This is a genomic window from Sphingomonas sp. P4_G2 (assembly GCF_056401155.1).
Map to the genome: position 1 here is coordinate 76,137 of NZ_JBFUJY010000002.1, position 24,298 is coordinate 100,434.

The 24,298-nt window shown below is 67.2% G+C and carries 26 protein-coding genes; all 26 read left to right on the top strand.

Annotated features, from left to right (window positions below; translation table 11 throughout):
* Positions 1-2 precede the first annotated feature (2 nt).
* On the top strand, positions 3-1,403 hold the full coding sequence (locus AC1DRD_RS05840) for a DNA cytosine methyltransferase (RefSeq protein ID WP_478040678.1): 1,401 nt from the start codon (positions 3-5) through the stop codon (positions 1,401-1,403).
* Positions 1,400-1,975 (top strand): hypothetical protein, encoded by a 576-nt coding sequence (locus tag AC1DRD_RS05845; RefSeq protein WP_478040679.1) that lies wholly within the window; start codon positions 1,400-1,402, stop codon positions 1,973-1,975. The genes AC1DRD_RS05840 and AC1DRD_RS05845 overlap by 4 nt, the downstream gene beginning before the upstream one ends.
* The gene (locus AC1DRD_RS05850) at positions 1,972-2,568 is read left to right on the top strand and encodes a GapR family DNA-binding domain-containing protein (protein WP_478040680.1); all 597 of its coding nucleotides are present in this window, start codon (positions 1,972-1,974) and stop codon (positions 2,566-2,568) included. Before AC1DRD_RS05845 ends, AC1DRD_RS05850 begins: the two co-directional genes overlap by 4 nt.
* Positions 2,561-4,183, top strand: a complete 1,623-nt coding sequence (locus AC1DRD_RS05855) for a DNA primase family protein (protein ID WP_478040681.1) — start codon at positions 2,561-2,563, stop codon at positions 4,181-4,183. The genes AC1DRD_RS05850 and AC1DRD_RS05855 overlap by 8 nt, the downstream gene beginning before the upstream one ends.
* 267 nt (positions 4,184-4,450) lie before the next feature.
* Positions 4,451-5,146 (top strand): hypothetical protein, encoded by a 696-nt coding sequence (locus AC1DRD_RS05860; protein ID WP_478040682.1) that lies wholly within the window; start codon positions 4,451-4,453, stop codon positions 5,144-5,146.
* Between the two features lie 204 nt (positions 5,147-5,350).
* Positions 5,351-5,950, top strand: a complete 600-nt coding sequence (locus tag AC1DRD_RS05865; RefSeq protein ID WP_478040683.1) for a hypothetical protein — start codon at positions 5,351-5,353, stop codon at positions 5,948-5,950.
* The gene (locus tag AC1DRD_RS05870; RefSeq protein WP_478040684.1) at positions 5,947-6,474 is read left to right on the top strand and encodes an MmcB family DNA repair protein; all 528 of its coding nucleotides are present in this window, start codon (positions 5,947-5,949) and stop codon (positions 6,472-6,474) included. The genes AC1DRD_RS05865 and AC1DRD_RS05870 overlap by 4 nt, the downstream gene beginning before the upstream one ends.
* A gap of 61 nt (positions 6,475-6,535) precedes the next feature.
* The gene (locus AC1DRD_RS05875; protein WP_478040685.1) at positions 6,536-8,602 is read left to right on the top strand and encodes a terminase gpA endonuclease subunit; all 2,067 of its coding nucleotides are present in this window, start codon (positions 6,536-6,538) and stop codon (positions 8,600-8,602) included.
* A gap of 19 nt (positions 8,603-8,621) precedes the next feature.
* Entirely contained in the window at positions 8,622-9,026 is a 405-nt protein-coding gene (locus tag AC1DRD_RS05880) for a hypothetical protein (RefSeq protein WP_478040686.1), read from the top strand.
* A gap of 127 nt (positions 9,027-9,153) precedes the next feature.
* The gene (locus AC1DRD_RS05885) at positions 9,154-9,474 is read left to right on the top strand and encodes a hypothetical protein (protein ID WP_478040687.1); all 321 of its coding nucleotides are present in this window, start codon (positions 9,154-9,156) and stop codon (positions 9,472-9,474) included.
* Between the two features lie 259 nt (positions 9,475-9,733).
* Positions 9,734-9,967 carry a hypothetical protein gene (locus tag AC1DRD_RS05890; protein ID WP_478040688.1) on the top strand — a complete coding sequence of 78 codons (234 nt, stop codon included), beginning with the start codon at positions 9,734-9,736 and terminating at the stop codon, positions 9,965-9,967.
* On the top strand, positions 9,967-11,700 hold the full coding sequence (locus AC1DRD_RS05895; RefSeq protein WP_478040689.1) for a phage portal protein: 1,734 nt from the start codon (positions 9,967-9,969) through the stop codon (positions 11,698-11,700). Before AC1DRD_RS05890 ends, AC1DRD_RS05895 begins: the two co-directional genes overlap by 1 nt.
* 2 nt (positions 11,701-11,702) lie before the next feature.
* Positions 11,703-13,079, top strand: coding sequence for a S49 family peptidase (locus tag AC1DRD_RS05900; protein ID WP_478040690.1), 1,377 nt, complete (start codon positions 11,703-11,705; stop codon positions 13,077-13,079).
* Between the two features lie 57 nt (positions 13,080-13,136).
* The gene (locus AC1DRD_RS05905; protein WP_478040691.1) at positions 13,137-13,799 is read left to right on the top strand and encodes a head decoration protein; all 663 of its coding nucleotides are present in this window, start codon (positions 13,137-13,139) and stop codon (positions 13,797-13,799) included.
* Between the two features lie 84 nt (positions 13,800-13,883).
* Entirely contained in the window at positions 13,884-14,924 is a 1,041-nt protein-coding gene (locus AC1DRD_RS05910; RefSeq protein WP_478040692.1) for a major capsid protein, read from the top strand.
* A 69-nt stretch (positions 14,925-14,993) separates the two neighbouring features.
* A complete protein-coding gene (locus AC1DRD_RS05915) occupies positions 14,994-15,392 on the top strand; it encodes a hypothetical protein (RefSeq protein ID WP_478040693.1) in 399 nt (132 codons plus the stop codon).
* A 3-nt stretch (positions 15,393-15,395) separates the two neighbouring features.
* Positions 15,396-15,779, top strand: coding sequence for a head-tail joining protein (locus tag AC1DRD_RS05920; RefSeq protein ID WP_478040694.1), 384 nt, complete (start codon positions 15,396-15,398; stop codon positions 15,777-15,779).
* A 4-nt stretch (positions 15,780-15,783) separates the two neighbouring features.
* Positions 15,784-16,545, top strand: coding sequence for a hypothetical protein (locus AC1DRD_RS05925; RefSeq protein ID WP_478040695.1), 762 nt, complete (start codon positions 15,784-15,786; stop codon positions 16,543-16,545).
* The gene (locus AC1DRD_RS05930) at positions 16,545-17,012 is read left to right on the top strand and encodes a hypothetical protein (RefSeq protein WP_478040696.1); all 468 of its coding nucleotides are present in this window, start codon (positions 16,545-16,547) and stop codon (positions 17,010-17,012) included. The genes AC1DRD_RS05925 and AC1DRD_RS05930 overlap by 1 nt, the downstream gene beginning before the upstream one ends.
* A gap of 12 nt (positions 17,013-17,024) precedes the next feature.
* The gene (locus AC1DRD_RS05935) at positions 17,025-17,306 is read left to right on the top strand and encodes a hypothetical protein (RefSeq protein ID WP_478040697.1); all 282 of its coding nucleotides are present in this window, start codon (positions 17,025-17,027) and stop codon (positions 17,304-17,306) included.
* 6 nt (positions 17,307-17,312) lie between these two features.
* Positions 17,313-18,476 carry a phage tail tube protein gene (locus AC1DRD_RS05940; protein ID WP_478040698.1) on the top strand — a complete coding sequence of 388 codons (1,164 nt, stop codon included), beginning with the start codon at positions 17,313-17,315 and terminating at the stop codon, positions 18,474-18,476.
* A gap of 4 nt (positions 18,477-18,480) precedes the next feature.
* Positions 18,481-19,152: a hypothetical protein gene (locus AC1DRD_RS05945; RefSeq protein ID WP_478040699.1), complete on the top strand. Its 672-nt coding sequence runs from the start codon at positions 18,481-18,483 to the stop codon at positions 19,150-19,152.
* An 89-nt stretch (positions 19,153-19,241) separates the two neighbouring features.
* Positions 19,242-19,457, top strand: coding sequence for a hypothetical protein (locus AC1DRD_RS05950; protein ID WP_478040700.1), 216 nt, complete (start codon positions 19,242-19,244; stop codon positions 19,455-19,457).
* A 54-nt stretch (positions 19,458-19,511) separates the two neighbouring features.
* The gene (locus tag AC1DRD_RS05955) at positions 19,512-22,817 is read left to right on the top strand and encodes a phage tail length tape measure family protein (protein ID WP_478040701.1); all 3,306 of its coding nucleotides are present in this window, start codon (positions 19,512-19,514) and stop codon (positions 22,815-22,817) included.
* A complete protein-coding gene (locus AC1DRD_RS05960; RefSeq protein ID WP_478040702.1) occupies positions 22,814-23,443 on the top strand; it encodes a DUF2460 domain-containing protein in 630 nt (209 codons plus the stop codon). Before AC1DRD_RS05955 ends, AC1DRD_RS05960 begins: the two co-directional genes overlap by 4 nt.
* Positions 23,440-24,297 (top strand): DUF2163 domain-containing protein, encoded by an 858-nt coding sequence (locus AC1DRD_RS05965; protein WP_478040703.1) that lies wholly within the window; start codon positions 23,440-23,442, stop codon positions 24,295-24,297. The genes AC1DRD_RS05960 and AC1DRD_RS05965 overlap by 4 nt, the downstream gene beginning before the upstream one ends.
* Position 24,298 lies beyond the last annotated feature (1 nt).

Here is a 24,298-nt window from a genome sequence, read left to right on the forward strand (position 1 = left end):
ACATGGCTGTACGTCCCTGGCACGTCCTCGAGCTCTGCGCCGGCGCCGGCGGGCTCGGACTCGGCATCGATCTTGCCGTTCCCGGAGCGTGCGGCGTCGCTTACGTGGAGAGGGAAGCCGCAGCTGCCGCAACTCTGGTCACGCGCATGGAAGCGGGTGACCTGGCTGCAGCGCCTGTCTGGTCTGACCTTGCCACCTTCGACGGCCGACCGTGGCGTGGCCGCGTTCATTGCGTCGCTTCCGGTGATCCCTGCCAGCCCAACAGCGTCGCCGGCAAAGGGCTCGGCGCCGATGACGAAAGATTCCTCATCGACCAGGTGCTGCGCATCGTCGACGAGGTTCGGCCTCTCCGTCTCTTCCGTGAGAACGTGCCGGGGAACGCCGCCGGCCAGCTCGCCGCCCTCGTCGGGCCACTGGAAGAAATGGGTTATCGCGTTGAATGCGGAATATTCAGCTCGGCCGCGACCGGCAACAGCCACGGGCGAAAGCGCCTCGTCGTCATGGCCGACCGCGCGGACGGCGAGGGGTGGCTATACCCGCGACCGTGGCGACCCGGAGAAGACGCGGGCGACGCTCGAGGGGATGGCGACGGACTGGCGGACGCCGCAGGCGGGGGATGCGACCCGCGGGCCCAAATCGCAGCGGGGCAAGTCGTCTGGCTATCGGGATCCGGCGGGCCGGCACTCGCTGGTGACAGAAGCGTCGGCATGGATGACACCGCAGGCGATAGATGCCGGGATGCCGAGACTGCCACGCCCGAAGACGGGCCACGCGCGGGATTACACGCTCGAGGGAAACTGGCGCGCCGATCTGAAGGACCAAGTTACGAATTGGTCGACGCCACGCGCGACGGACGGCAAGAAGGGCGGCCCGAATCAGGCGTTCGGCGCGGGCGGGACGCCATTGCCGGCGCAGGCGGCGAACTGGCCGACTCCGACGGCGAGGATGCACAAGGGCGGCGGCGAGGCCGTGACACGGGCCGACGGGAAGTCGAGGCTCGACATGCTCGACTGGTCGGCGGAGGCCTGGGCGCGTTCTTCGCTCCCGGCCCGGGCGACCCCCGATGGGGTGGCATCATTGATGCCGATCCCTTTTTCCAGCCTGCCCTCGGACGGTACGATTTCTGGGCCATTGCTCGCCGAAATCTTGGTCTATCGCCGCTGGTCGATGCGATCGGGCGGCGCGGCGGGATGGCGCGGGACCTGGACGCGGCAACCGCGGCGGCAGTTAAATCCGAAGTTCGTCGAATTGCTGATGCGATGGCCGATCGGGTGGAGCGGCTTCGGCAGCTTGGAAACGGGGTTGATCCCGTGGCTGCATGGGATGCGTGGTGCAATCTCGACGCTCGTCACCGCGCGCGGCGAGACCGCGAGGCAGGGCGAGTTGTGGTGATGCTGGCGTGAGCGGATTGCTTCATCCCCTGGTATCGTTCGACGCGATCGACGGCGAACAGCTGAACCGCGCGCTGGTCGACTGGCGGCACAAGATGGGTCCGTTGCATCGCCCGCGCTTCGGGCGGTTCGGCGGCGCACATGGGCTGTTCCATGAAGGTGCGCTCGTCGCCGTGGTGGCGACCGAACAGATGATCGCGGCCGAGACATGCGGGCTGTCGCGCGACCAGGCGTTCGAGCTCGCCCGCGTCTGTGCCATCCGGCCGGACCTTTGCCGCGCGATCGTCCGGCTGTGGCGCGAGTTCGCCTTTCCGTGCTTCGCCTCGGCGACGAACCCGCCGCGCAGCTGGGCGATTTCCTATCAGGATGCGGTGCAGCACACCGGCCATCTGTACCGGCTGGATGGCTGGGTCCGCCTCGGCGAGACGCGCAGCGGCACCGACGATCGCGGACGTGAGGGCAAGCGGACGGGTAGGCGCAAGGTGGTTTGGGGTTGGACCGCTGACGGCGCCGCCCGCGATGCCGCCCGCGCGGCCGATGCGCAACGCCAGGCCGACAAGGCTGCGTTGAAGGTGGCCGCGTGACCGCCCGCACCCCCGAACAGATCGCGGCGATCTGGACTCGACTGTCCGGGCTGGCCTGCGAGATCCGCGACGACGAGACGCGTGCGCAATATCTCGCCGCCTGGCGCGCGCGGTTCGATCGCGAGGTCAGCGCCGCGGCCGAGGTCGTCGCCGAGCTGCCAGCGCTGCATGCGCAGATCCCGGCCGAGGATGGAAATTACGCCTGGCCCGAGGATATCAGCGAAAGCGAGCGGCGGCTGATCATGGGGGTGAACCGGCTGATCGAACTGCGCGCGCAGCGGGCCGAGATCGGCCAGACGATCCGCGACATCATGGCGGTGATGAAGGCGGCCGGCTTTTCCACCAAGGCGATCACCGCGACGATCCGCGACATCGAGGCGGATAGCGAGGGCCGCGAGGATCATGAGGCGACCTGGGCGCTCTATCGTCGCGTGCTGGGGGTCAAGGGCCCGATGAGCGAGGCGATGCTGCCCAGCCCGATCGACGCGCGCGCGGCCCGCATCTCGACCGCGACGCAGCGGCGACTGTCCAAGGCGATGGTATTGATCGAGGCGCGCGACGTCCTGATGATCGGGGAGGGGTCGGATGGCTGACCGCGACCCCGGCCCGATCGCGGCATCGCCGGCGCCCGATGCCCATCTGCAGCGCGCGCGCTGGGACCTCAACGACGTCGGCAATGCGCGGCGCCTGGCGGCGATCGCCGAGGGCAAGCTCAAGTTCGTCGGCGAGCTCGGCCGGCAGGGCGAATGGGTCAATTTCGACGGCCAGCGCTGGTCGATGCGCGACGGCAAGGCGCGCGCGCTGACGCTGGCGCAGCGGGTGGTCGACGAGCTGCTCGCCGAGGCGCGCGCGGTGCGTAAGGCGGGGCCCGAGGAACTGTCCGTGGTGTTCGGGCCGAAATTCGACGCGCAGATGGCCGACGAGCGCGCGGTGCAACTCTACACCTGGGCGATGAAGACGGGCAATAGCGACCGCGCGTCGGGCATGCTCAAGATGGCGCAGGGGCTGGCCGATCCCGATGGCGAGGATGGCGACGGGCGCTTCCTGATGCGCGCGAGCCTCGACGATTTCGACACCGACAAATTCGCCTGGCATTGCCGCAACGGCACGGTGCGGTTCGGGCAGGGCGCCGACGGCTGGGAAAGCTGGTTCGAGCAGGGCCATGTCGCCGGCGACATGTTCATGCAGATGGCCGATGTCGCGTTCGACCGTTCGGCCGCGTGCCCGGCGTGGCGCGATCGGCTCGAGGTGCTGCATCACGACCCGGTCGCGCGCACCGCGATCAAGCGCCTCTATGGCATGACGCTCACGGCGCTGACCTCGGACCAGGCGTTCTACGTGTTCCAGGGGCGCGGCGGCGACGGCAAGTCGATGACCAACAGCGTGATCGCCGACCTGCACGGCGATTATTTCCGGTCGACCAGTCCGCAAACCTTCCTCGAGGGCAAGCAGCGCAACGCCAGCGACCACCAGTCCGACATCGTGCGGCTGCGCGGCGATATCCGGCTGGTGGTGACCGACGAGCCCAAGAAGGGCAGCGTGTGGAACGGCGAGCGGATCAAGCAGGTCACCGGCAGCCTGATCACCGCGCGGGCGCCGAACGCGGTCGAGGAACTGACGTTCAAGCCGCATTGGAAGCTGATCGTGGAGTGCAACCCGCTGCCGCGGGCGCCGAGCGACGATCGCGGGTTTCGACGGCGATTCAAGCTCTATCCGTGGACCGTCCAGTTCGGGGTGACCGCGGGGGTCGAGGATCGGCCCGAGGATTTGGTGCGCGGCGAATTGCTGGCGGAGAAGCCGGGCATCCTCAATTGGATGATCGAGGGCGCGATCGACTGGCTCAATACGCGGGTCATTCCCGAGCCGGAACTGTCGAAGCGAGCGCTGTCGAGCTTCTGGGCGACGGGCAGCGCGATGGGCGAGTGGATCGAGGCGCGGTGCGATCTGACCGATCCCGAGGCGCAGGCCGGGGCGACCGACCTGTACAACGATTTCAAGGCCTTCTGTGGCGAGCGGGGCGATGATCCCGACAAGGTGATCACCCAGACGACGTTCGGCAACGCGCTCAATGAGGCGCAGATATACGCCACCAAGGACAAGGCGGGGCGGAAGGTGCGGCTGGGTATCCGGCTGCGCGCGACCGGGGAACTGGCGTTGCCAGTGACGCCGGCCGACTGGTCCGGCGATGTCGACGAGGTGCCGCTGTGATGGGGGTGATTGAACTGTCCGGGCAACTGTCCGGCGGGGTGTCCGGTGGGCGGTGGCTGGCGGGAGCGGGAGGGCGGCATGGGGCCGAAACAGACGGCTACGGATAGTCGGACGGACTGTTTGCGGACAGTATGGCGGACAGTGCGAAAGCGCGGAAAACCAAGGGGTTGAGCCTAGTCCGGACAGTTGTCGGCCAAGTCGGTGAACTACATGTGCACACGCACGAATATTACTAACCTAAACTCTACTGTCCGAAGGGACGATATAATGACCGGATTGAGAGAAGAGGGCGATGATCGGATGGTAAGGGCGGGTGATCCCGCCCGCGCGCCGATCGTGACGCGGGCGATGCGCGCGCTGCCTGGGCCTGGCGCTCGGCCATGGGAGGCGACGGGGTCGATCGAGGTCGAGGCGCTGTGCGTGTGGGCGTATCGCGACCAGCGGGTGGATCGGCTGGGCAATGCCGGGCTCTATGCGATCGAGGCGGAGGCAGATGGGCGGGTCTGGTATGGCCGCTCGACCGATGGCTGCGCTGCCATCGCCGACATCGCGCACATGGGGTGCCGGGTGCAGTCGTCGGGCGTGTCGATCCGCGACAGCGTCCATGCCGCTGCCGACATGGTGGCGACGGCGCTGGGCGGGATCGATGGCGGGCATCTGGTGGCGTTCCATGCCCGGCATGCCGGGCGGCCCGATGGCTGGGCGCTGCCCGATCGCCGCTATCGTCCGGTCATGTGGTCGGTGCCGGGCGTCGAGGCGCAATGGGAGCATACCGACAGCGGGCACCGCTATTGCCCGATCATCTCGGTCGGCGCGGTCGACGACGTGGGGCGTTGCCGCTTGGCCTATGCGCGGTGGTGGGACGCGCTCGACCAGCTGACCTGGGCGCTGTCGCTGCGCGCGATGGGCTTCGCCGTGCTGCGCCCGACCGCACCGCGCGAGCCATGGGCCGAGGCGGCCTGATGGGCGCGCCACGTCATCCGGAGGGCGACCTGTGCGCGTCGCCGCGCCAGCCGGGCCGCCAGCCACCCCCCCTTCGGGTCCTCCCACGCCTCCCAAGACCAATGCGGTGCGGCAGCGCGAAGCGCGCGCGTTGTGGTAATCGGCTGATTATTCGTGGTTTTGTTTTGCTTTATGGACTGATTTGGGCGGCTGGCGGGGCCGGAAATGCGGGAGGGCGGGGCCGTGGTTGAGGCGGTGATCGTCAGCCTCGAGGAATTCGCCGACCTGTGCGGGGTGACGCCGGAAACGATGCGGGTGCACCTCAAGACGGTCGAGGGCGAGCCCGACTGGCTGATCGCGAAGGGTGATCGGGGGCGGGCTTATCAGATCGAAGCGCATGGCGGCGTGGCGTGGTGGAAGGCGCGGCGCGATGCCGAGGACAACGCCAGCACCGAGCGCCGCAACCAGCTCGCGCAGATGCGCTTCGACCTGCTCGGTCCCGCGGTGATCGACCAGGCACAGCTGTCGATGTCGGGGCGCGCGCGCAAGGAAGAATTCGAGGCGGGGTTCAAGGAACTGGAATTCCGCAAGGCGATGGGTGAGCTGGTCGAAAAGGCCGAGCTGCTCCACACGCTGACCGGCGCTGCGGTCGAATTGCGGCGCCGGCTGATGCTGTGCCCGGGCGAATTCGCGATCGTCGCGGGGTTCGAGGCCGACCAGGTCAAGCCGCTCGAGGGCATCCTCGCCCGCGCGCTCGACGCCTTCGTCACGTCGCTGGCGCCGATCGGCATCGTTGCAGCAAGTGATGCGGAGGCATCCCAGTGAACGCCGCCGAAATCCTCGACCTGCTGATCGCCGGATGCGACGATTCGATGATCTGGGCGAGCGAGTTAGCGCTGTCGACCGGCGCGCGGCGCTGCGATTTCTGGACGATCGCGCCTTGGCAGTCGAAGGGCTATTTGGCGATCGCCTACGAGATCAAGATTTCGCGCGCTGACTTCCGCCGCGATACGCATGAAAAGCAGCGCGAGGCGCGGCTATTCAGCGACCGGTTCTACTACGTGACCCCGGCCGGGCTGCTGCGCCCCGAGGAAATTCCCGACTGGGCCGGCCTGATCGAGATCGCCGATGGCAAGAAACACACCATCGTCATGGCCCCGCTGCGCGACAAGGACGCGCCGAGCTGGGAACTGATCGTATCGCTGCTGCGCAACAGCGGCACCGTTCGTCGCGACGCCGACCTGATCCGCAAGGAACGCGACCGGCTGAAGCGCCAGCTTCGCGAGGCATCGGGCCGCATTCGCGCCGCGGGCAAGCTACCCTGGCAATTCGGTCTCGACGATGCTTGACCCAGTCGCCACCTCTCTCCCCCCATCGTTCGCGTCCGCGCGCGCGGTGGTGGCGGATGGGTTGGCGGATCTGCGCTTTCCGCCCAAGGTGGCGATCTCGGCCGCCAACCGCGGGCGCCTGCTCGACAATCCGGGCGCCTATTCCGGGCCCTGGGGAGAGTCGCCGCACGACATGCGCTTTACCGAGCGCGCGATGGACGCGCTGCGCGCCGACAGCCCCTATGCCGAGGTGGTCGTCTGCGGCCCGTCGCAAACCGCCAAGTCGGAAGTCGGCAACGCCTGGATTTACCACACGATCCTGCACGACCCGGCGTCGCTGCTGTTCGTCATGCCCGACAAGGAAGCGGTCAAGAAATACGTCACGACCGAGCTGACGCGGATGCTCGACAACAACACCGATCTGCGCGCGCGCCAGCTGGCCGGCGCCTCGGCCGACAATATCAACCTCAAGCAATTCCGCGGCTGCGACATCTTCATGCTGCACCCGGTCGGCACCACCTTTCGCGCCCAGCCATTCTCGCGCGGACGCCTCGACGATTACGACGAATTCGACATGGATATCAGCGACCAGGGCACCGCCCTCAAGCTGCTCTATGGCCGCATGGGGTCGTTCGAAATGTACGGCGGCACCAAGATCTACGTCAATTCGACCCCGAAGCTCGGCGACAAGGCCGGGATCGCGGCGCTACTGCCGGGCGGGACGAACGAAAGGTGGTGGGTCGATTGCCTCGAATGCGGCACGCCGTTCGAGCTCGACACCGAGAATGTGCTCAAGTTCGACAATACCGGCACTGCCGAGGAAGCGGCCGAGTCGGCGATGGTGGTCTGCCCCGACTGCGGCGGCACGCACCTCCAGCGCGACAAGCGCGCGCTGATGGCGACCGGTCGCTGGGTCGGGCGCGGAGAGACGGCGATCGCCGGCGGCAAGCAGGGCGAGCTCGTCACCGCCACCCGCCTGTCGCAGCGCTGGGACGGCCTGATGGGCATGCGGTCATGGGGCAAGATGGCGCACCAATGGCGCGAGGCGGAGATCGAGTTCGCCGACAAGCAGGACGAAAAGGACCTCAAGACCTTCTGGCAGACGGTGATCGGCAAGAATTACACCGCGCGCGGATCCGGCGAACCCGCGGTGACCGAGGAAACACTGGTCAGGCGCGCGCGGACCTCGGGGCATCGCCTGCGCACCGTGCCCAGCGCCGCGGCGTGCCTGGTCGCCGCGGTCGACCAGCAGGCCAAGGGGTTCGAGGTCGCGGTGTGGGCGTTCGGCCCCGGCTTCCGCGCCTGGCTGGTCGACCGATACGACGTGATCGTGATCGAGCGCGACGGGCGAAACGAGAAGCTCAAGCCGTTCAAGCGCGCCGAGGATTGGGCGGTGCTGCACAAGGAAGTGCTGTCGCGCAGCTATCCGATGGCGGACGGGCGCGCCGGCACGATGAAGATATTCAACACCGCGGTCGACACCGGCGGGCTCGAGAATGCGACCGACAACGCCTTTCAATGGTGGCACGCGATGGTCACCGGCGACGTCGGATCTGGCCGGGCGAAGGTGCCGGCGACCGCGATCACGCTGATCAAGGGCGGCAACAAACCCGACAAGGCGCTGCTGCCGACCCCGACGATCGACGCCCGGCGCCAGATCAAGGGCGCGCCCCAGGCCGAGCTCTACATACCCAACGTCAACCGGATCAAATCGATCGCCGACACCCGGCTCAAGATCGACGATGGCGGCGCCGGCGCGATCCACTTCCCGTGCGACACGACCAAACGCGGCGACCTGCTCGCGGCGCCGTGGATCGCCGAAATGCGCTGCGAGACCAAGGAAGGCGAGCAATGGGTGCGCGACCCGCACCGCGCGAATGAGACCTGGGACCTGTACGTCTATGCCTATGCCGTGATCCTGCGGCTGGGCGGCGGCGATTCGTCGATGGCCTGGGTGCCGGAATGGGCGCGCCCGCCCCGCGGCAAGCCGCGCAAGCTGCCCGCGCCCGAACGCGCCCCGGCCGAGGACCGCGCCGACGAGCCGACCCGCGAACCGCCCCGCGATATGCCCGCACCGTCGCCGGCCGTCGCGCAGGCGATGCGCCGCCTAGCGCCCAAGCGCGGCGTGCGGGTGCATCGGACGCGGTGATATGATAGGAGAAATGACGATGCTGACGAACATGCCTTGGGGTGCCCCTGCCAACGGAACCGACATCCTTGATGCGATTCGCAAGGCGCGCCTGTTGATGCCGCCTATCGAAACCTGGTGCTCGACGAAGATGGTGCCCGAGCCGCAGCATGCCATCCGCCTTGAGGCGTCGGGCGAGAATTTCCTGATCGGGCACCCCGATCTATGGCGTCGACTTCCGGCGCAAACCAACCCGGGCACGCTTGGCAATTCTCTGAGCGGCGGAATAAAGATAATCGACATCGATCTCGACGACGAACTGTCAGACGAGGCGAGGCGGTATCGCGAAGGGATTTGGTTGCGCCTTGCTGAGGCGTACCTGATCGCTTCGACCGAGCTGCCCGACTGGCTGCGGTCCACGATTCGGTTCGGCACGCACGGTTAGGCGAGACGCTAGTTCGGCGCGGTGATCAGCCCGACCCGGCCCCAAGCTCAAAACGGGCATGATCTCCGATAGTTCTCGCCGCCTTAACTTGATCGGCGAACGGGTCCGTTACCAACATAGGTTGAACATGCCGGTTGCGCTTGGGGAGGGCGGCGCGGTCGCCTCGGCCATCACGCATGGGGAGGGCACGGCAATGATCCACCTGATGGGGGAGCATGCGAAGCAACTCGCAAGTCCCGGCGGGCCAGCGCGGTTGACGGCGCAATGGCAATATTTCCGCGTCACGCTCGAATTGTTCGTCGCGGCGGGGATCGACCTGCTCGACGCGATGCAGGGCGAGCCTGACGATGAAACCGATGGCACCGAAAGCGAGGACGACGAGGGCCAATACTGGATTCCCGGCCGTCCGTTACTGCCCGGTGCCCTGGAGGACGACGAGGCGGGGTAATAAACTCGGCTCGCTTATTGCTTGACGATCGCCCGAATAGCATCGGGTCGACTTTGTAACTGTGCCCCGCTTGACGGGGGAGTCGATGATTTGACAAGGGAGGAACCGTCGAAAAGTTGCGAGCATGGATCACCCGCCCGGGAAACCGGCGCGGGTTTTTTCGTGCCCGCGGCGCCCCCGACAACCTCCCCTCCTCGCGGGGTGATCCGGCAAGATCACCCCGCTGTTTTCGAGGGGCCCCAACAAAGAGGTTCACCCCGTGGCGGCATCGCAGGAAGAGATCGACGCGCAGCGCTCGCTGGTCGCCGCGTATCGCGCCTCGATCGAGGCCGCGCTGGGCAACCAGTCGTACAAGATGCCCGATGGCCGCGAGCTGATCCGCGCGCCGCTCAAGGATTTGCAGGCCGGCTATCGCCAGGCGCAGAACGACCTCAACGCGATGACCGGATCGAGCCGCGGCCGGGTGCGGCGCGGGATCGCGGTGTTCCGCTGATGGACGTGAAGCTCAATTTGATCGACCGCGCGATCGGCTTCGTCTCGCCGGCGGCGGGCGTGCGACGCATGGTCGAGCGCAGCGCGATGTCGGCGGCGAGCGCGATGACCAGCGAGATCCGCGTCGGCGGCCTGACCGCGCCGTCGATCTACGATGCCGGTCGTCGCGGCGGGATCAAGGGCGTCAAGCGCCGGCCGCGCTCGGCCAATGTCGATTATATCGGCGGCCAGACCACGCTGATCGGCCAGTCGCGCTATGCCGCGGCCAACATGCCGCTGGCGACGGCGGCGATCGAGCGGCCGGTCGAGTTCATCATCGGCACCGGGCTGATGGCGATTCCCGACGTCGACGCCGACGAGGTCGGGCTGACGCCCGAAGCGCTGGCGAAGATCACCAAGCGGATGCGGATCGATTACGACGAATACATGGCGTCGAAGGATCCCGACGCCGAGCAATCGTCGACCGGCTATGGCCAGCAGGAAATCATCCTGCGCGGCGAACTGACCTCGGGCGACATGCTGGTCGTCCGCGTGATGCCCGAACAGCGCGGGCGCCGCCACGCGACCGCGTGGAAATTGTTCGAGGCGGACTGGATCATGTCGCCGGTCGGCCACACCGAGGGCCAGAAACTGGCCAGCGGCCCCTGGGCCGGCAAGGTGTGCATCGCCGGCGTGGTGCAGGACGATTATGGCGCGCCGCTGGCGTTCGGCGTGCTCAAGCGCGATCCGGGCGCGTTCAACGTCCGCACGTCGGATGACGTGATGTTCATCGACGCCTGGGGCGAACAGTCCGGCCTGCCGACCGCGTTCCTGGTCGCCAAGAAGAAGCGCGCCAACCAGACACGCGGCGTGCCGTTCCTGGCGCCGGTGCTCGACATCGTCCAGAAGGTGTCGACGCTGACTCGCGCCGAGGCGTTCGCCGCGGTGCTGTCGGCGATGCTGGTGTTTACGCACAAGTCGCCCGGTGCGCAGGCGATGCCCGAGCCGGTCTATGCCGCGGAGGGCGACGACGGCGACCGCATCGTCACCGGCGGGATGGCCGGCGAGGGAGAGGGCGGGGTTGCGCCCGAATACCAGCTCGAGGAAGGGTCGATCCTCGACCTCGACCTCGACCACGAAGTCGAGGCCAAGACGCCGGGCCGCCCCAATCCGGCGTTCGACCCGTTCTTCATGGGGCTGGCGCGGCAGATCGGCGCGGCGACCGGCATCCCGGTCGAGGTGCTGCTGCTGCACTTCCTGTCGAGCTACACCGCCAGCCGCGCGGCGTTCGAGAGCCTGTATCAAATCCTGGTCAAGCCGCGGCGCGAGTGGCTGATCGGCCAAAGCGAGCAGCTGCGCTATGCGTCGTGGCTGTACGAACAGGTCGCGCGGGGCCGCTACAAGCTGCCCGGCTATCTGACCGACGAGAACAAGCGCGCGGCGTGGAGCCGGGTGCGGTTCCGCGGCGACGGCAAATTGAGCATGGATCCGGCGCGCGAAGCCAAGGCGCTCGAGATCCACGAAGCGCATGCCTGGACGACCGGCCAGCAGATCACGGCCGACCTCAACGGCGGCGATTACGACGCGAACGTCACGGTACGGATCGGCGAGCATCAGCGCTTCGTCGACGGCGGCCTGCCGATCCCCAACGTGGTCGGCGGCGGCAACGGGGTGCCCGAGGCGACCGACACGACCGACAACATCGCCGGCAGCGGCTCGGCCGACACCGGCGGCACCGGCAAGGAAGGGAATTGACGATGGGACGGAGGGCCTTTTCGCGCGCTGCGATCACGTCGCGGCTGTTCAATACCCCGCTCGCCGCCACGGCCGAGACCGGCATGATCGTGCTCGGCGCAGTCGGTCGCAAGTTGGACGTGTCGCAGCTGTTCGTCGGTGGCGAAGGCCAGCGCGTAACGTTGACCGATCTTGCCGCATTGTCGTCGGAGCGTGTCACCGAATTGAAGTCGCGTACCGGCATCGACCAGCGTGCCCCGCTCTACGCCGCGTCCGACATCATGCCGGTGATCGAGGGTGTCGCCTTCATCGAAATTCGTGGCGAGTTGGTTGCGGAGAATGACGGCGCGATCAGCCCGCAATCGGGCTTCACCGGCTATGACGGCATCACCGCCAAGGTGAAGGCGGCGGACGCTGACGCTGGCGTCAAGGGGATCATCCTCGATATCGACTCGCCGGGCGGCGAGGTGGCCGGGCTTTACGATTGCTGCGATGCGTTGATGGCGCGCCGTGGGACTAAGCCGATGCGCGCGGTTATCCGTGGGTGCGGCGCGAGCGCGGCCTGTGCAGTCAGCATCTGTGCCGACCAGGGCGACGTGACGATCACCGACCTGGGCTATGGCTGCTCGATCGGCACGATCATGATGCACGTCGATTATTCGAAGGCGCTGGCAGCGGACGGCATCGATGTCACGCTGATCATGTCGGGATCGCATAAGGCGGACGGCAACCCGTTTGAGCCGCTCCCCGACGACGTGCGGGCCCGGCTGCAGGCGCTATGCGACCAGGCCAATAATCGCTTCATCGCCCATGTCGTCGCGGCGCGCGGGTTGGATGAAGAAGCGGTGCGCGGACAGCAGGCGCAGGTTTTTCGCGGGCAGGAAGTGGTCGACGCCGGCATCGCCGACAAGGTGATGTCGTGGGCGGACTCGATCGCCGAGTTCACCGCACAAGTGAATGCCCCGGCATCCCCGGGGACTGGCGGAATTGCAGGCCGATCCGCCCGGCCCGCGCCCGGTGCGCGATCCAGCATGGAGACGACAATGGACACCCTCGACACCGCACCGGCGGGCATCACGCCGGAAGATCACACCAAGGCGCTGGCCGCCACGGAAACCGCGGCCATTACGGCAGAGCGGGCCCGCATCACCGGCCTGCAGGCGATCGCCGGCGACGGCAACAAGCCTGAGCTCGAAAAGGCGATCGCCGATGGCACCGAGCCCGGCGCGTTCGCGATCGCGCTGCGCAAGGGTGAGGAAGCCAAGGCGGCCGAAGCATTGGCCGGTGCCCAGGCCGATGCCGCCAAGCCCGAACTGCTGCCCGCCAAGGCGGCCGACCAGCAGCCCGGCGCCAAGCCCAATCGCGGCCAGGCGTACGTCGCCAAGAAGACGGCCAAGTAACCCGGCGCCGCGGCGTCACCCAATGACGGGGCTCAGCCCCAAAATCGGAGAACGGACATGGCTTACGATCGAGCCGCATACACTCAGGGCGCGGTCTTCGCGCCCAAGCAGATCCTCGCCGATGGCGATTACACCACCCGCAAGGTCACGATCCTGATGGGTGCCTCGCTCATCGCCGGCTCGCTGATCGGCCCGGTGCTGGCGGCGGCCTCGGCGACCGTCACGCCCGGCACGCCGGTCAGCAGCACCGGCGGCACCGTCGGCAACGGCGCGGTCGGCACCTGGACGGTGGATGCCGGCGCTCCCGCTGGCACCTGGTACATCAACATCACCAAGACCACGACCAACCTCGGCAACTTCGAGGTAGTGCGTCCCGATGGGACGATCGATGGCGTCGGCGTCGTGGGGACGGCCTATAACGGCCAGCTCAACGGCACGCTGGCCGACGGCAGCAATGACTGGCTGGCCGGGGATTATATCCCGATCGTGGTCAGCTATGCGGCGTCGAAGTACAAGCTGTCGGCCTCGGCCTCGACCGATGGCAGCCAGACTCCCGACTTCATCCTGGCGCAGGATGCCGACGCCACCAGCGCCGATGTCGAGGCGCTGGTGTACGAGACCGGCAAGTTCAACTGGTCGGGCCTGACCGTCGGCGCCGGCATCACGCTGGCGGCGATCCGCGAGGGGCTGCGCCACAAGGGCATCCTGATCGACGACTAAACCGACCCACCAACCAATCGGGCCGCGTGCCCAGGCTGAAGGCCGTCCCATCCGGGGCGGCCTTCGCTTTTTCGGAGAAAGACAATGGCAGACGACTATGGCACGTTTCAGCCCGATGAGCTGATGCCGCTGATCCCGGACCTGTTCGTTCCGGGCACCTTCCTGACCCAGACGATGTTCCCGCGCGAATTCGAGTTCGACACGCAGGAAGTCTATTTCGACCGCATCATCACCGACCGTCGCCGCGCCCCGCTGGTCGGCCCGCTGTCGCCGGGCAAGGTCCACCAGCCGCGCGGCTTCCGCAAGGAGTCGATCGTCCCGGCGAGCTACAAGCCGAAGAACAACGTCACCCCCAATGAGGTGATGGCGCGACTGCCGGGCGAGATGATCGGCGGCGAAATGTCGGCGCAGGATCGCGCCGCGGCGATCCGCGAAAAGTATCTGCTCGAGCATCAGCGCAAGCTGGCGCGGTCGGTGGAATGGCAGGCGGCGCAGCTGCTGCAGGCCGGGTCGATGACCCTGGTCTCGCCAGACTATCCGTCGACCTTCGTCAACTATGCCCGCACCGGGTCGCATACCGACACGTTGCTCAGCACCGCGCGATGGGGCGAAACCGGCGTGTCGCCGGTCGACGATCTCGACGACTGGATGAATACCGTCGGCGAGGACAGTGGCGCCCCGGTCAACATCGTCATCATGGATCGCCTGGCCTGGCCGCTCTACAATGCCGATCCCAAGGCGACCAAGATGATCGACCTGACCCTGGGTCAGACCACGGCGATGAACCTCGGCTTCACCCCGACCACGCCGGGCGCGCCGGTGTTCAAGGGTCGCTCGGGCGGTGTCGAATTCTACGTCTATAACGACATCCAGGAGGACCCCGACACCGGCACGCCCGAGAAGCTGCTGCCCGATTATTCGGTCGGCCTGCTCGCGATGGGCGGCCTCGAAGGTGGGCGCCTCTACGGTTGCGTCCAGCATGCCGAGAACAATTACGGCAAGGGCCGCTTCTTCCCGCACAACTGGATCGACCAGGGCACGGGCGCGGAGTTCATCGAAACGATCTCGGCGCCGATCTGCGCGCCGGGCCGCATCGATGCGACGCTGTTCCGGACCGTCCGCTAACCGGTGACCCAATGGGTCCCTCGGCCCGGCCATCGCACAATGGCCGGGCCAAACATTTCGGAGTCAATCATGAGCAAGGTTACCATCCTGATCGCCGTCACTCAGTTGACCGGCGGTACCAAGGTCGACGGCAAGGTCGTGCCGTTCACGCTCCCGGCCGGGGAGGAACTGACGTCGGCGGCGATCAAGTCGCTCGGCATCGATAAGACCACGGTCGCCGCCCTGAAGGATGCCGGCAAGGTGGCGGAGACGCTGGCCAGGACGGCGTCGTCGGACGACGGCCCGTCGGCGTCCGAGAGCGCCGCGATCGAGCGCGCCGAGAAGGCCGAAGCGTCCGTAGTCACGCTGACGGCCGAACTGACCGAAGCGATCGCCGCGCGCGACGACCTCGCGGTCAAGCTGGAAGCGGCGCGCAAGCTGCTCACGGCCGACCAGCTCAAGAAGCTCGACGAGCCGGCCAAGGCCTGACCCATGCCGGTCGAGAGCGCGGCTGATCGCGCGTCCTTCCTGTCGGCGGACGAATTCGCCACCCCCGCGCGCTACACCGCGCCGGGCGGTGGCGAGCCGATCGGCCCGTTCACGATCGTCTATGATCGTGGCCAGGCCAAGCAGCGCTTCGTCGCGCCGGATCTGCGCGCGGTGACGGCGGAGCGCACCGCCTGGCTGCGCCGCGACGACGTCGCGACGCTGGCGCGGGGCGGGCTGCTCGAGGTCGGCAGCGTCGACGACACCGGGGCGATCGTGGTCGATGACGACGGCGACATGGTGGTGGCCGAGACGCTGACCATCGACGGCCTGCCGGTGCTCGACGAGACGGGCTTCTTCTGGCTCGCCGAGCTGGTGCTGGCGGACTGATCCGATGGCACGCAAAAATTCCCCCGGCATGATCGCCCGCGCAGGCGGGTCGTCGGCGATGAACTTCCACGGCCGGGGCGGCGGTGGGTCGGGCTTCACCGTCGAATTCCTCGACATCAAGGGCATGAACGCCTTTGCCGCGGGGATCGACGATGGCGCGGTGGTCGTCGCCAATGCCTCGATCGAGAGCGTCGTGCTGACGATCGACACGCTCAAGCAGAAATTGCGCGGCTATTTCGATGGCGTGTTCTCGCGGTCGACCCCGACCCGCAACGGCAAACGCCGCGCGACCAACGCGTTCGTGCAGTCGGCGATCTTCAACGACATGGCCAACAAGGGCCAGTTCACCGGGCTGATCTATTCGAAGCTGGGCCGCGGCATGGGGCCGCAAAGCTTCGTCGACTATCTGCTCGCCCATCTCGACGGCAGCACGCTGCACCCGCAAGGCCAGTGGCTGCGGATCGAGGAAGGTGAACAGGGGGCCGCTGTGCGGCGCGCCGGCGGCTTCATCCCGACCGGCTATAACAAGGCGACCAAGACCAGCGTCTATTGGCGCGCCGACAAGAACGATCCGAACAAGCTCTATCTGCTGCGCAAGGACGAGCAGACGGGCAAAAGCGAGCTGCTCGACGTGCTGGTCAAGAGCGTGACCCTGCCGCCCAGCCTGTCCGGGCTGCAGCCGCTGCTCGACGAGAGCGAGGCGATCTTTGACCGCAATCTCGACGAGGTGTGGGCGCGCCTGGCGCCCGCGGCGGGGCTTAACTGATGGCGTCCGTCCGTCGGCAGCTATTCGACGCGATCGCGGCGAAGCTGGAAGACGTGCGCGCCGATCTCGGCTGGGCGACGGTGTTGCGCAATCCGCGCAAGGCGGTTGGCGAGGACCAGATGAACGCCATCGCACTCGACGAGGGCGGCGAGCCCGAGCCTGACGACCTGACCGGCAATGTCGAGATCAACATGGCCGATTTCGCGGTCGGGATGGTGGTGATGGAAACCGGCGCCGATTCGGCGGAGGATTTGCTCGACCGGGGCTTCGTCGCGATCTGCGACGCGCTGCAGGATCCGAACGATATCCAGCTCGGCGGGCTGGCGATCGGCGTGCTGCGCGGCGGCATGTCGAGGCCGTTTATCGGCACATCGGTCACTGGTGCCCGCGTTGTGGGCATCCAGACGATCAATTTCACGGTCCAGTACATGGCGCGCGAGGGTGATGCCTCGACGCCGGGGCCTTAGCGGAGACCAATCATGACCATCGAACATCAGCGCACCGCGCATGTCGCGCGGAGCGGCGACACGCATGTCATCGATCCATCGGGCGACCATGCCGAGGCCGTCAATGTCGATGCGTTTGCGCGCGACCAGGCGATGGCCGCCCCGCTTGGCGCGCTGAGCAGTGTCGATGTGCAACCCGGCGAGATGACAGACCCTCCCCTAACCCCTCCCGCAAGCGGGAGGGGAATTAAGGCGGCCAAGCCTGACGCACCCCTTACCGGCGCCCAGCCGACCCCTGAAACCTCTGCGGAGTAACCGACGATGAGCGATTTCCTGACGCGCAACCGGCTCGTGCTGGCCAAGACCGAGGTCACGTCGGGCACCGATCCGGTGCCGGTGCCGGCGACCGATGCGGTGCTGGTCGAAGAGCCGAAGGCCAACCCCAATTTCGAGCTCGAGCAGACCGATGAAGTGTCGGGCTCGCTCGATTCGACCCAGTCGATCGTCGGCGGCGGCTATATGGAGCGCACGCATCGCTTCTACGCCAAGGGCAGCGGCACGCCGGGCACCGCGCCCGAATTCACGCCCTATCTGCAGGCGGCGGCGCTGGGCCTGACCACCTTGGCGGCCGACAGCACTGGCACCGCGCGCGCCGGCACGGCCGACACGATGCAGCTGGCATCGGGCGGGCCGGCGACCGATCTGACCGGCTTCGTGGTCGAGACGACCGGCGGCACCGGGCCCGGCCAGACCCGCGTGATCACCGCCTACAACACCACCACCAAGACGGTGACGGTCTATCCCGACTTCACGGTCACGCCCGACGCGACGACCACCTATTCGGTCCATGCCGGCAATCTGTTCGTGCCCTCGTCGACCGCGCTCAAGACGATCACCGATTATCTCTACAAGAAGAATGCCGGCAGCGGCAACGCGATCCTGCACCGGATCACCGGCGCCGCGGCCAATCTGTCGTTCGCGATGCAAACGCGCCAGACCGGCAAGTTCACCGCCACGCTGCGTGGCGTCATGCACGCGCCGGAAGGCGTCGCCAATCCGACCGGTGCGGTGTTCGACAGCGTGCGCCCGCGCCCGCTGCGCGATGCCGATGCCTGGCTTGACGGCGTGCGGGTGTGCTTCCGCAACTTCACCCTCGATCTCGGCAACCAGATCGTCCAGGGCGACTGCCCCGGCGCCGAATTCGGCTACGACCCGGCGCGGGTCACGATGCGCAAGCTCGCCGGGCGGATCAATCCGCAGCTGCTGCTGCTGAGCGACCGCGACGCCTTCACCGACCTGGTCGCCGGCACGGTCAAGCCGCTGTGGCTCAATTGGGGCGAGGTCGACGGCAACCGCGTGTCGATCTTCCTGCCCGGCATCGCCTATACCGGCCAGGAAGACGAGGATCTCGACGGGATCAGCGCCGACGGCCTGCCGTTCGAGGCCACTGGCATCGACTCCGCCCTCTACCTGCTGTTCTGGTGACATCATGCCGGTACGGGTAAGCGACCTGCACGAGTGCGTGATCGGCGACACCGCCTATTGGTTCCGCACGCCGACCGAATACGACACGCCGATGCTGCGCCACGCGCTGACCAAGCGCGGGGTGCGGCGTCCGCTGCAGGCCGAGCTGCGCATGGCAGCCACGGCGGGGATCAAGGCACTGGGCGAGGTTGCCGGCGACCCGGCCGAGGCCAAGCGACAAGAGGGGGTGATGGAGGATTGGTATCGGCTGCTCAAGCCGATCGTCGAGGACGATGTGGACGAGCCCGATTTCGAGCTGCGCGCGGCCGAGCTGGCGCGGCTGCACCAGCAACAGGCGGACGACTGCGCCGAGATCGCGGCGGAAGTGTCGGCGATCGAGGCGATGCTCGCGCGCCATTGGCCGCCTTATGCCGAATTGCTCGCCGACCGCGCGCTGTTCGACGATCTGTCGCAGATCGAAATCGTCCGGCAATTGCTGGTGCGACGGGTCGACAAGGTGCCCAATCCCGATCCCGACACCGAGGGTATGATCGAGCGGGCAACCGATCTTGCCCGCGATCGCGACGGGCGGCTGAGCAGCGCCGCCTATCAGTCGATCCCGAAGCCCTATCGACCGGTGCTGACCGCCTTCGCGATGCGGTTGCTCGTGCCCGACGAGGACCTGGAAAAAAACTGATCCTCGCTGCCGCTTATGCCTTCGACCCGGAAGGCTTTGCCGGTGGCGAGACCTTCACCCCCGCTTATCCGCTGCGCGGCGATACGTTCATGGCGCAGCAACCGGCCGGCATCCGCTGGCTGCATATCCACCCCGATTATCTGGTCACCGACCTCAGCTGGCTGATCGTCAAGCTGGCGCGCAATTGGGAGGACGGGTTCCTGCCCGAGGACAGCGTGCCGGTGCAGGCGGCGTTCACGATGGCGGGGATCCACATCGTGCGGCGCACCTGGGGCAAGATGCGCGCGGCGCGCGATAAAGATTGATGTTCACCGGCCTCGCGGCGTCGTCGCGGGGCCTTTTCGTTGCTGGAGAGTTGGATGGCAGGTCGCGATCGCGCCTTGAACTATGCCGTGCGCGTCAAGGGGCAGCAGGAAGCTGCCGCGGCGTTCCGCACGGTCAGCCAGGCCGCGACCGCCAGCATCCAGGCGGTGGCGGCGGCGGGGCAGGCGGCGGCGGCGCATGACGAAGCGGTGTCGCGCGCGGCGAACAGCGCGGCGGCGTTCGGGGCGGCCCAGGCACAGGCCAGCCAGCAGATGGCGGACGCCAAGGCGGCGTTCGCGGCCGGCAAGATGGGTGCCGAGGCCTATCAACGCACGATCACCGAGGCGAAAACCGGCCTGTCGCTGTTCAAGGCCGAGAATCAGTCGGCGGCGCGCGGCGTCGACCTGACCGCGCGCGCGCTGGTCGCGGCGCAACAGGCGGCGGCCAATTACGCCCGCGAGATCAAGCAGGCCCAGGCGGTTGCGGCCACGCCGGTCACGGCGCCGGCGCCGGTATTCGATAATCGCACCGGTGCGCAGCGGCTGGTCGCGGGCGATGCCTCGATCGACCGCGCCGCGATCTCCGCCACCACGCTCGAGCAAGTGCTCGGCCGCGTCGCGACCAAAGGGCAAGCGGTCACCGCGGCGATGCAATCGGCCACGGCAGCCGAGGATGCCCAGGCATCTGCGGCCGACCGGCTGCGCGCCCGTTACAATCCCCTCTATGCCGTGATCAGCAATTACCTGACGGCGGTACGCGAGATCCGCCAGGCCGAACGCGACGGCGTACTGAGCACCGACGAGCGTACCGCGGCGATCAACCGCGAGCGCACCGCGACGCTGGGTGCGGTCAAGGCGATCAAATCGCAGACGGCGGCGGATCTAGCCGGCACCGGTGCGCGTCGCGCCGGCCTCGCCAATCTCGGCTATCAGCTCAACGACGTCACCACTCAGCTGTCGACCGGCACGCCGGTGGCGCAGATATTCGCGCAACAAAGCGGGCAGGTCGTCGGTGCCTTGTCGATGATGGGCAAGGAAGGCGGCACCATGGCGGCGATTTTCGCCGGGCCGTGGGGGCTGGCCATCACCGCGGGCGTGTCGATCCTCGGGCTGCTGGCGGCCAAATTGTTCGAGACCGGGACGAGCGTCGATTCGCTCGTCGCGAAAATGAAGAAGGACGGCGAGGAAACCCGCAAATCCGATCAGGCGAAACAGGCCTATAATCGGACGCTTGAAGGCCATATCGAACTTCAGAAGAAGCTGACCGAGGAACTCGACCGGACCTGGAAAAGCCAGCAGCAGCTCAACCTGGCCCAACTTCAGAGCCAACTTAACAACCGCAATGCACTGCTGGCGGATGTCAAGGCCAAGCAGGCGACGGTCGATAAGGCGAAGGCGGCGGCGGATGCTGCCGACCAGACCGGTGGGGCCACGGTTGGCGTGCCATCCTATGCCGGTGCCGTTCTTCCCGTTGCGACGGCGACGGCCGCGAAAACGCTGAAGGCCGAGCAGGAAAAGTTGAAGGCGGCGCAGGCTGCGCTGGCCGATGCCAATCGCGGCATCCGCGAGGCGCAGTTGAGCTTCCTCGACGACAAGGCGGCGGCGATGATCGACGCCACTGCGGCGAAGATCGCGGCGCTCAAGACCCAGCTGGACAAGTTGCGCGAAAGCTATGTGTCGGGTGCCACTTCCGAGACTAAATATACCGCCGAGGCGGCCAAGCTCAAAAAGGCAATCGCCGACCTCGAAAAGCAGAGCCACGCCAACAATCGCGAGTCGGGCCGCGAGGTCTCGCCCGACGAGGCGGCGGCGATCGCGCGTGCGGCCGGGCTGCAGGTCAATTCGACCAGCCGCACCTTTGGCGAGCAGAAGCGCCTGTACGACGCCTGGGTGGCCAAGGGGCGCCCCGCAGACAATCCCGTGGCGGTGCCCGGCACCAGCGCGCATGAGGGCGCCAAGGGCCGCTGGGCGCTCGATATCCAGTTCGCGGCGGGGGTAACCCCCGAATTGCTGCGCAAGGTGTTTGCCGACCAGGGCATCAACCTCACCAAGGTGTTCAAGGAGCGCGGCCACTTCCATGTCGAGGGAAGCCGCTCGCAAGCCGACCGCGCCGACACGACCGAGGACAAGGCGGCCGAGGAAGCGATCCGGCGCCAGAAGGCCTATGAGGACCAATTGGCGCAGCTCGATGGCGGCCTGCTGTCGGCGAAGCGCGCCAACCTCAACAACGCCGACGACATCGCCCAGGCCGAAAAGGACCAGTTGGCGGTCGAGCGGCAGAAGACGGTTGCGGACATCGCCGCCAGGGTCGCGCTCGGCGACCTGACCGAGACGCAGGGCAAGGTGCTGGCCGAGCGCGCCAAGCAGCTCGAGGCCGAAAAGACGCTGACCATCGACACCGAGAATCGCGCCAATCACTTGCGCGACGCGGTCGATGCCGAATTGGCCGCATCCGGCAACCGCATGGACCTGCTCAATGCCGAGCAGGCGCTCGCCAAAACGACCGGGGATCGTCGCGACCTCGCGCTGGCGATGCTGGCCGAGGAAGAGAAGCAGGTACGCGCCAAGGCGCAGGAAACGATCGCTCTATTCGCCCTCGGGAAGGCGACCGAGGATCAGGCCAATATAGCGAAGGCCGAATTGGCGAAGCTCGACCAGCTCCACCCGCTCAAGGTCGAGCAGATCAATCGCCAGAATACCGGCGCGCTGGGCAAATATCTCCAGGACACCGACCCGAAGACGATCAACGACCGGGTCGAGACGCTGGTCACCAACGAACTGACCCAGGTCCGCGACGGGATCAACGATGCGCTGACCAACGCGCTCGGGGTCAAGGATCCGATGCTCAAGGGGTTGCTCGAAATCTTCCTCGACGAGGTGCTGTTCCGCCCGATCGCCGAGGCGCTGCAGAAGCGGCCGGGCGGGGGTGGCGGCGGGTTCGGCTCCATCCTCGGCTCCATCGCCTCGCTGTTCGGGTCGAGCATGGGCGGTGGCGGCGGCGCGGGCATCGGCAATTATGACGGCGTGATCATGGAAAATCCGTTCGCGGCCGGGTTCGCGGGCGGATTTGCCGGCGGCACCAACGACCTCCCGACCGGGCTTTCCTGGGTCGGCGAGAATGGCCGCGAGTTGCTGTTCAACGGCGGCGGCGGGCGGATCTCGGTGCTCAACAACCAGCAGTCGCGGTCTGTCGTCCAGGCTGGGCCGGCCGGTGGCGGCGGCAACACGATCATCCATCAGGCCTTCAACACGCCGGCCATTCCCGATCGCCGTCGCCTCGGCGCCGTGGTCGGGCGGGCAGCGCAGCTCGGCGCCGGTCGCGCGGTGCGCAAGGGACTGGCTGCACCGAGGGCTCACCGATGACCGTAGACGTACGCCTCCCCGAGAAATGGTCGAGGGGCTCGGCCGGCGGGCCGATGTTCAAGACCGACATTTCGCAGGTCGATTCGGGCGCCGAGCACCGGCTGCGCAAATGGCTGCACCCGCTGCAGAAATACGAGATCGCGCACAATGTGAAGACGCCGTCCGATCTCGCGGAGATCAGGGCGTTTCATTACGTGCGCGGCGGCAAGCATGAAAGCTTCCTCCTCAAGGATTGGCTCGACTGGACCAGCGCCAGCGATGGCCGCACGGCACCGACGATGCTTGACCAGCCGCTCGGCACCGGCGACGGGGCGGCGGCGACTTTCCAGCTGGTCAAGCGCTATTCGGACGGCGCCTCGGGCGTCTATGACCGCCCGATCGCCTGGCCGGTCGCCGGCACGCTCAAGGTCGCCAAGGACGGCGTGCTGGTCGCTAGCGGCGTCAGCGTCGCGCGCGGCACCGGGATCGTCACCTTCACCGTCGCGCCGGCCATGGGGACGGTGCTGACCGCGGGGTTCGAGTTCGACGTGCCGGTGCGGTTCGACGACGACTGGCTGTCGGTCACCTTCGACACCATCAATTCGCAGAGCGCTGGCTCGATCCCGCTCGTGGGGGTTCGGGCATGACCCGCGTCATCACCGGCGGGCTGGGCGCGCACCTCGCGTCCGTCGAGGCATTCGTCGCCGATTGCCTGATGGTGCAGCGGCGCGACGGCATGCGCTTTGCCTTCACGACGCTCGACGGGGAGATCGTCGCCGACATAGGTGAGGGCGACGAGACGTACGACGCCGGGATGACGGTCCACGCGCTGACGCTGGCGGTCGGGCTTGATGCCAGCTCGGTCGAGTGTCGCGGGCCGATCGGTCCCGTCGTGACGCGCCCGGCGCTGCTCGGCGGGGCGTGGGACGATGCCGAGGCGTGGTTTTTCCGCGCCTCACCGGTCGTCGCCGGCATCGCGCCGTTGCTTCATGGCCGGATCCGCGAGGCGCCCGCGGATGGCGAGGAATTCGTGTTTCAGATCCGGGGCGAGGCCGATCGGCTCAACCAGACGATCGGCGCGGTCATCACGCCCTATTGCCAAGCCGATTTCGGCGACAGCAAGTGCCAATATGTCATCGTGCCGGTCGATGCGACGGTGACGGCGGTGACCGACGCCATGCGCTTCACCGTATCGTTCTCGGGCAGTTATGCCGATGGCTATTTCGATCTCGGCCTCGCCAATTTCCTGACCGGTCCGCTGGCCGGCGATTCGGCGATCGAGATATTCGCCTGGGCCGCAACCGGCGCGGTCGAACTGTTCGAGCCCTTGTCGGCCGCGCCCGAGGTCGGCGACACGCTGCACCTCAAGCAGGGCTGCGCCAAGACGCGCGAGGCGTGCATGGGGTTCGGCAATATTCTCAATATGCGGTATGCCTTTCCCGAGACTCCCGGCTCCGACCAGGTGCTCAAGGCGCAGGTGCCCGACGATGCTGGCGCCTGAC

Excerpts from the sequence above, each read along its gene's own strand:
- AC1DRD_RS05910 (WP_478040692.1), top strand. The coding sequence starts at position 13,884 with ATGGCAGACGACTATGGCACGTTTCAGCCCGATGAGCTGATGCCGCTG.
- AC1DRD_RS05950 (WP_478040700.1), top strand. The coding sequence starts at position 19,242 with ATGGCGCAGCAACCGGCCGGCATCCGCTGGCTGCATATCCACCCCGAT.
- AC1DRD_RS05945 (WP_478040699.1), top strand. The coding sequence starts at position 18,481 with ATGCCGGTACGGGTAAGCGACCTGCACGAGTGCGTGATCGGCGACACC.
- AC1DRD_RS05915 (WP_478040693.1), top strand. The coding sequence starts at position 14,994 with ATGAGCAAGGTTACCATCCTGATCGCCGTCACTCAGTTGACCGGCGGT.
- AC1DRD_RS05855 (WP_478040681.1), top strand. The coding sequence starts at position 2,561 with ATGGCTGACCGCGACCCCGGCCCGATCGCGGCATCGCCGGCGCCCGAT.
- AC1DRD_RS05935 (WP_478040697.1), top strand. The coding sequence starts at position 17,025 with ATGACCATCGAACATCAGCGCACCGCGCATGTCGCGCGGAGCGGCGAC.
- AC1DRD_RS05940 (WP_478040698.1), top strand. The coding sequence starts at position 17,313 with ATGAGCGATTTCCTGACGCGCAACCGGCTCGTGCTGGCCAAGACCGAG.
- AC1DRD_RS05840 (WP_478040678.1), top strand. The coding sequence starts at position 3 with ATGGCTGTACGTCCCTGGCACGTCCTCGAGCTCTGCGCCGGCGCCGGC.
- AC1DRD_RS05965 (WP_478040703.1), top strand. The coding sequence starts at position 23,440 with ATGACCCGCGTCATCACCGGCGGGCTGGGCGCGCACCTCGCGTCCGTC.
- AC1DRD_RS05930 (WP_478040696.1), top strand. The coding sequence starts at position 16,545 with ATGGCGTCCGTCCGTCGGCAGCTATTCGACGCGATCGCGGCGAAGCTG.
- AC1DRD_RS05880 (WP_478040686.1), top strand. The coding sequence starts at position 8,622 with ATGCTGACGAACATGCCTTGGGGTGCCCCTGCCAACGGAACCGACATC.
- AC1DRD_RS05885 (WP_478040687.1), top strand. The coding sequence starts at position 9,154 with ATGCCGGTTGCGCTTGGGGAGGGCGGCGCGGTCGCCTCGGCCATCACG.
- AC1DRD_RS05860 (WP_478040682.1), top strand. The coding sequence starts at position 4,451 with ATGACCGGATTGAGAGAAGAGGGCGATGATCGGATGGTAAGGGCGGGT.
- AC1DRD_RS05955 (WP_478040701.1), top strand. The coding sequence starts at position 19,512 with ATGGCAGGTCGCGATCGCGCCTTGAACTATGCCGTGCGCGTCAAGGGG.
- AC1DRD_RS05960 (WP_478040702.1), top strand. The coding sequence starts at position 22,814 with ATGACCGTAGACGTACGCCTCCCCGAGAAATGGTCGAGGGGCTCGGCC.
- AC1DRD_RS05865 (WP_478040683.1), top strand. The coding sequence starts at position 5,351 with ATGCGGGAGGGCGGGGCCGTGGTTGAGGCGGTGATCGTCAGCCTCGAG.
- AC1DRD_RS05895 (WP_478040689.1), top strand. The coding sequence starts at position 9,967 with ATGGACGTGAAGCTCAATTTGATCGACCGCGCGATCGGCTTCGTCTCG.
- AC1DRD_RS05920 (WP_478040694.1), top strand. The coding sequence starts at position 15,396 with ATGCCGGTCGAGAGCGCGGCTGATCGCGCGTCCTTCCTGTCGGCGGAC.
- AC1DRD_RS05905 (WP_478040691.1), top strand. The coding sequence starts at position 13,137 with ATGGCTTACGATCGAGCCGCATACACTCAGGGCGCGGTCTTCGCGCCC.
- AC1DRD_RS05925 (WP_478040695.1), top strand. The coding sequence starts at position 15,784 with ATGGCACGCAAAAATTCCCCCGGCATGATCGCCCGCGCAGGCGGGTCG.
- AC1DRD_RS05900 (WP_478040690.1), top strand. The coding sequence starts at position 11,703 with ATGGGACGGAGGGCCTTTTCGCGCGCTGCGATCACGTCGCGGCTGTTC.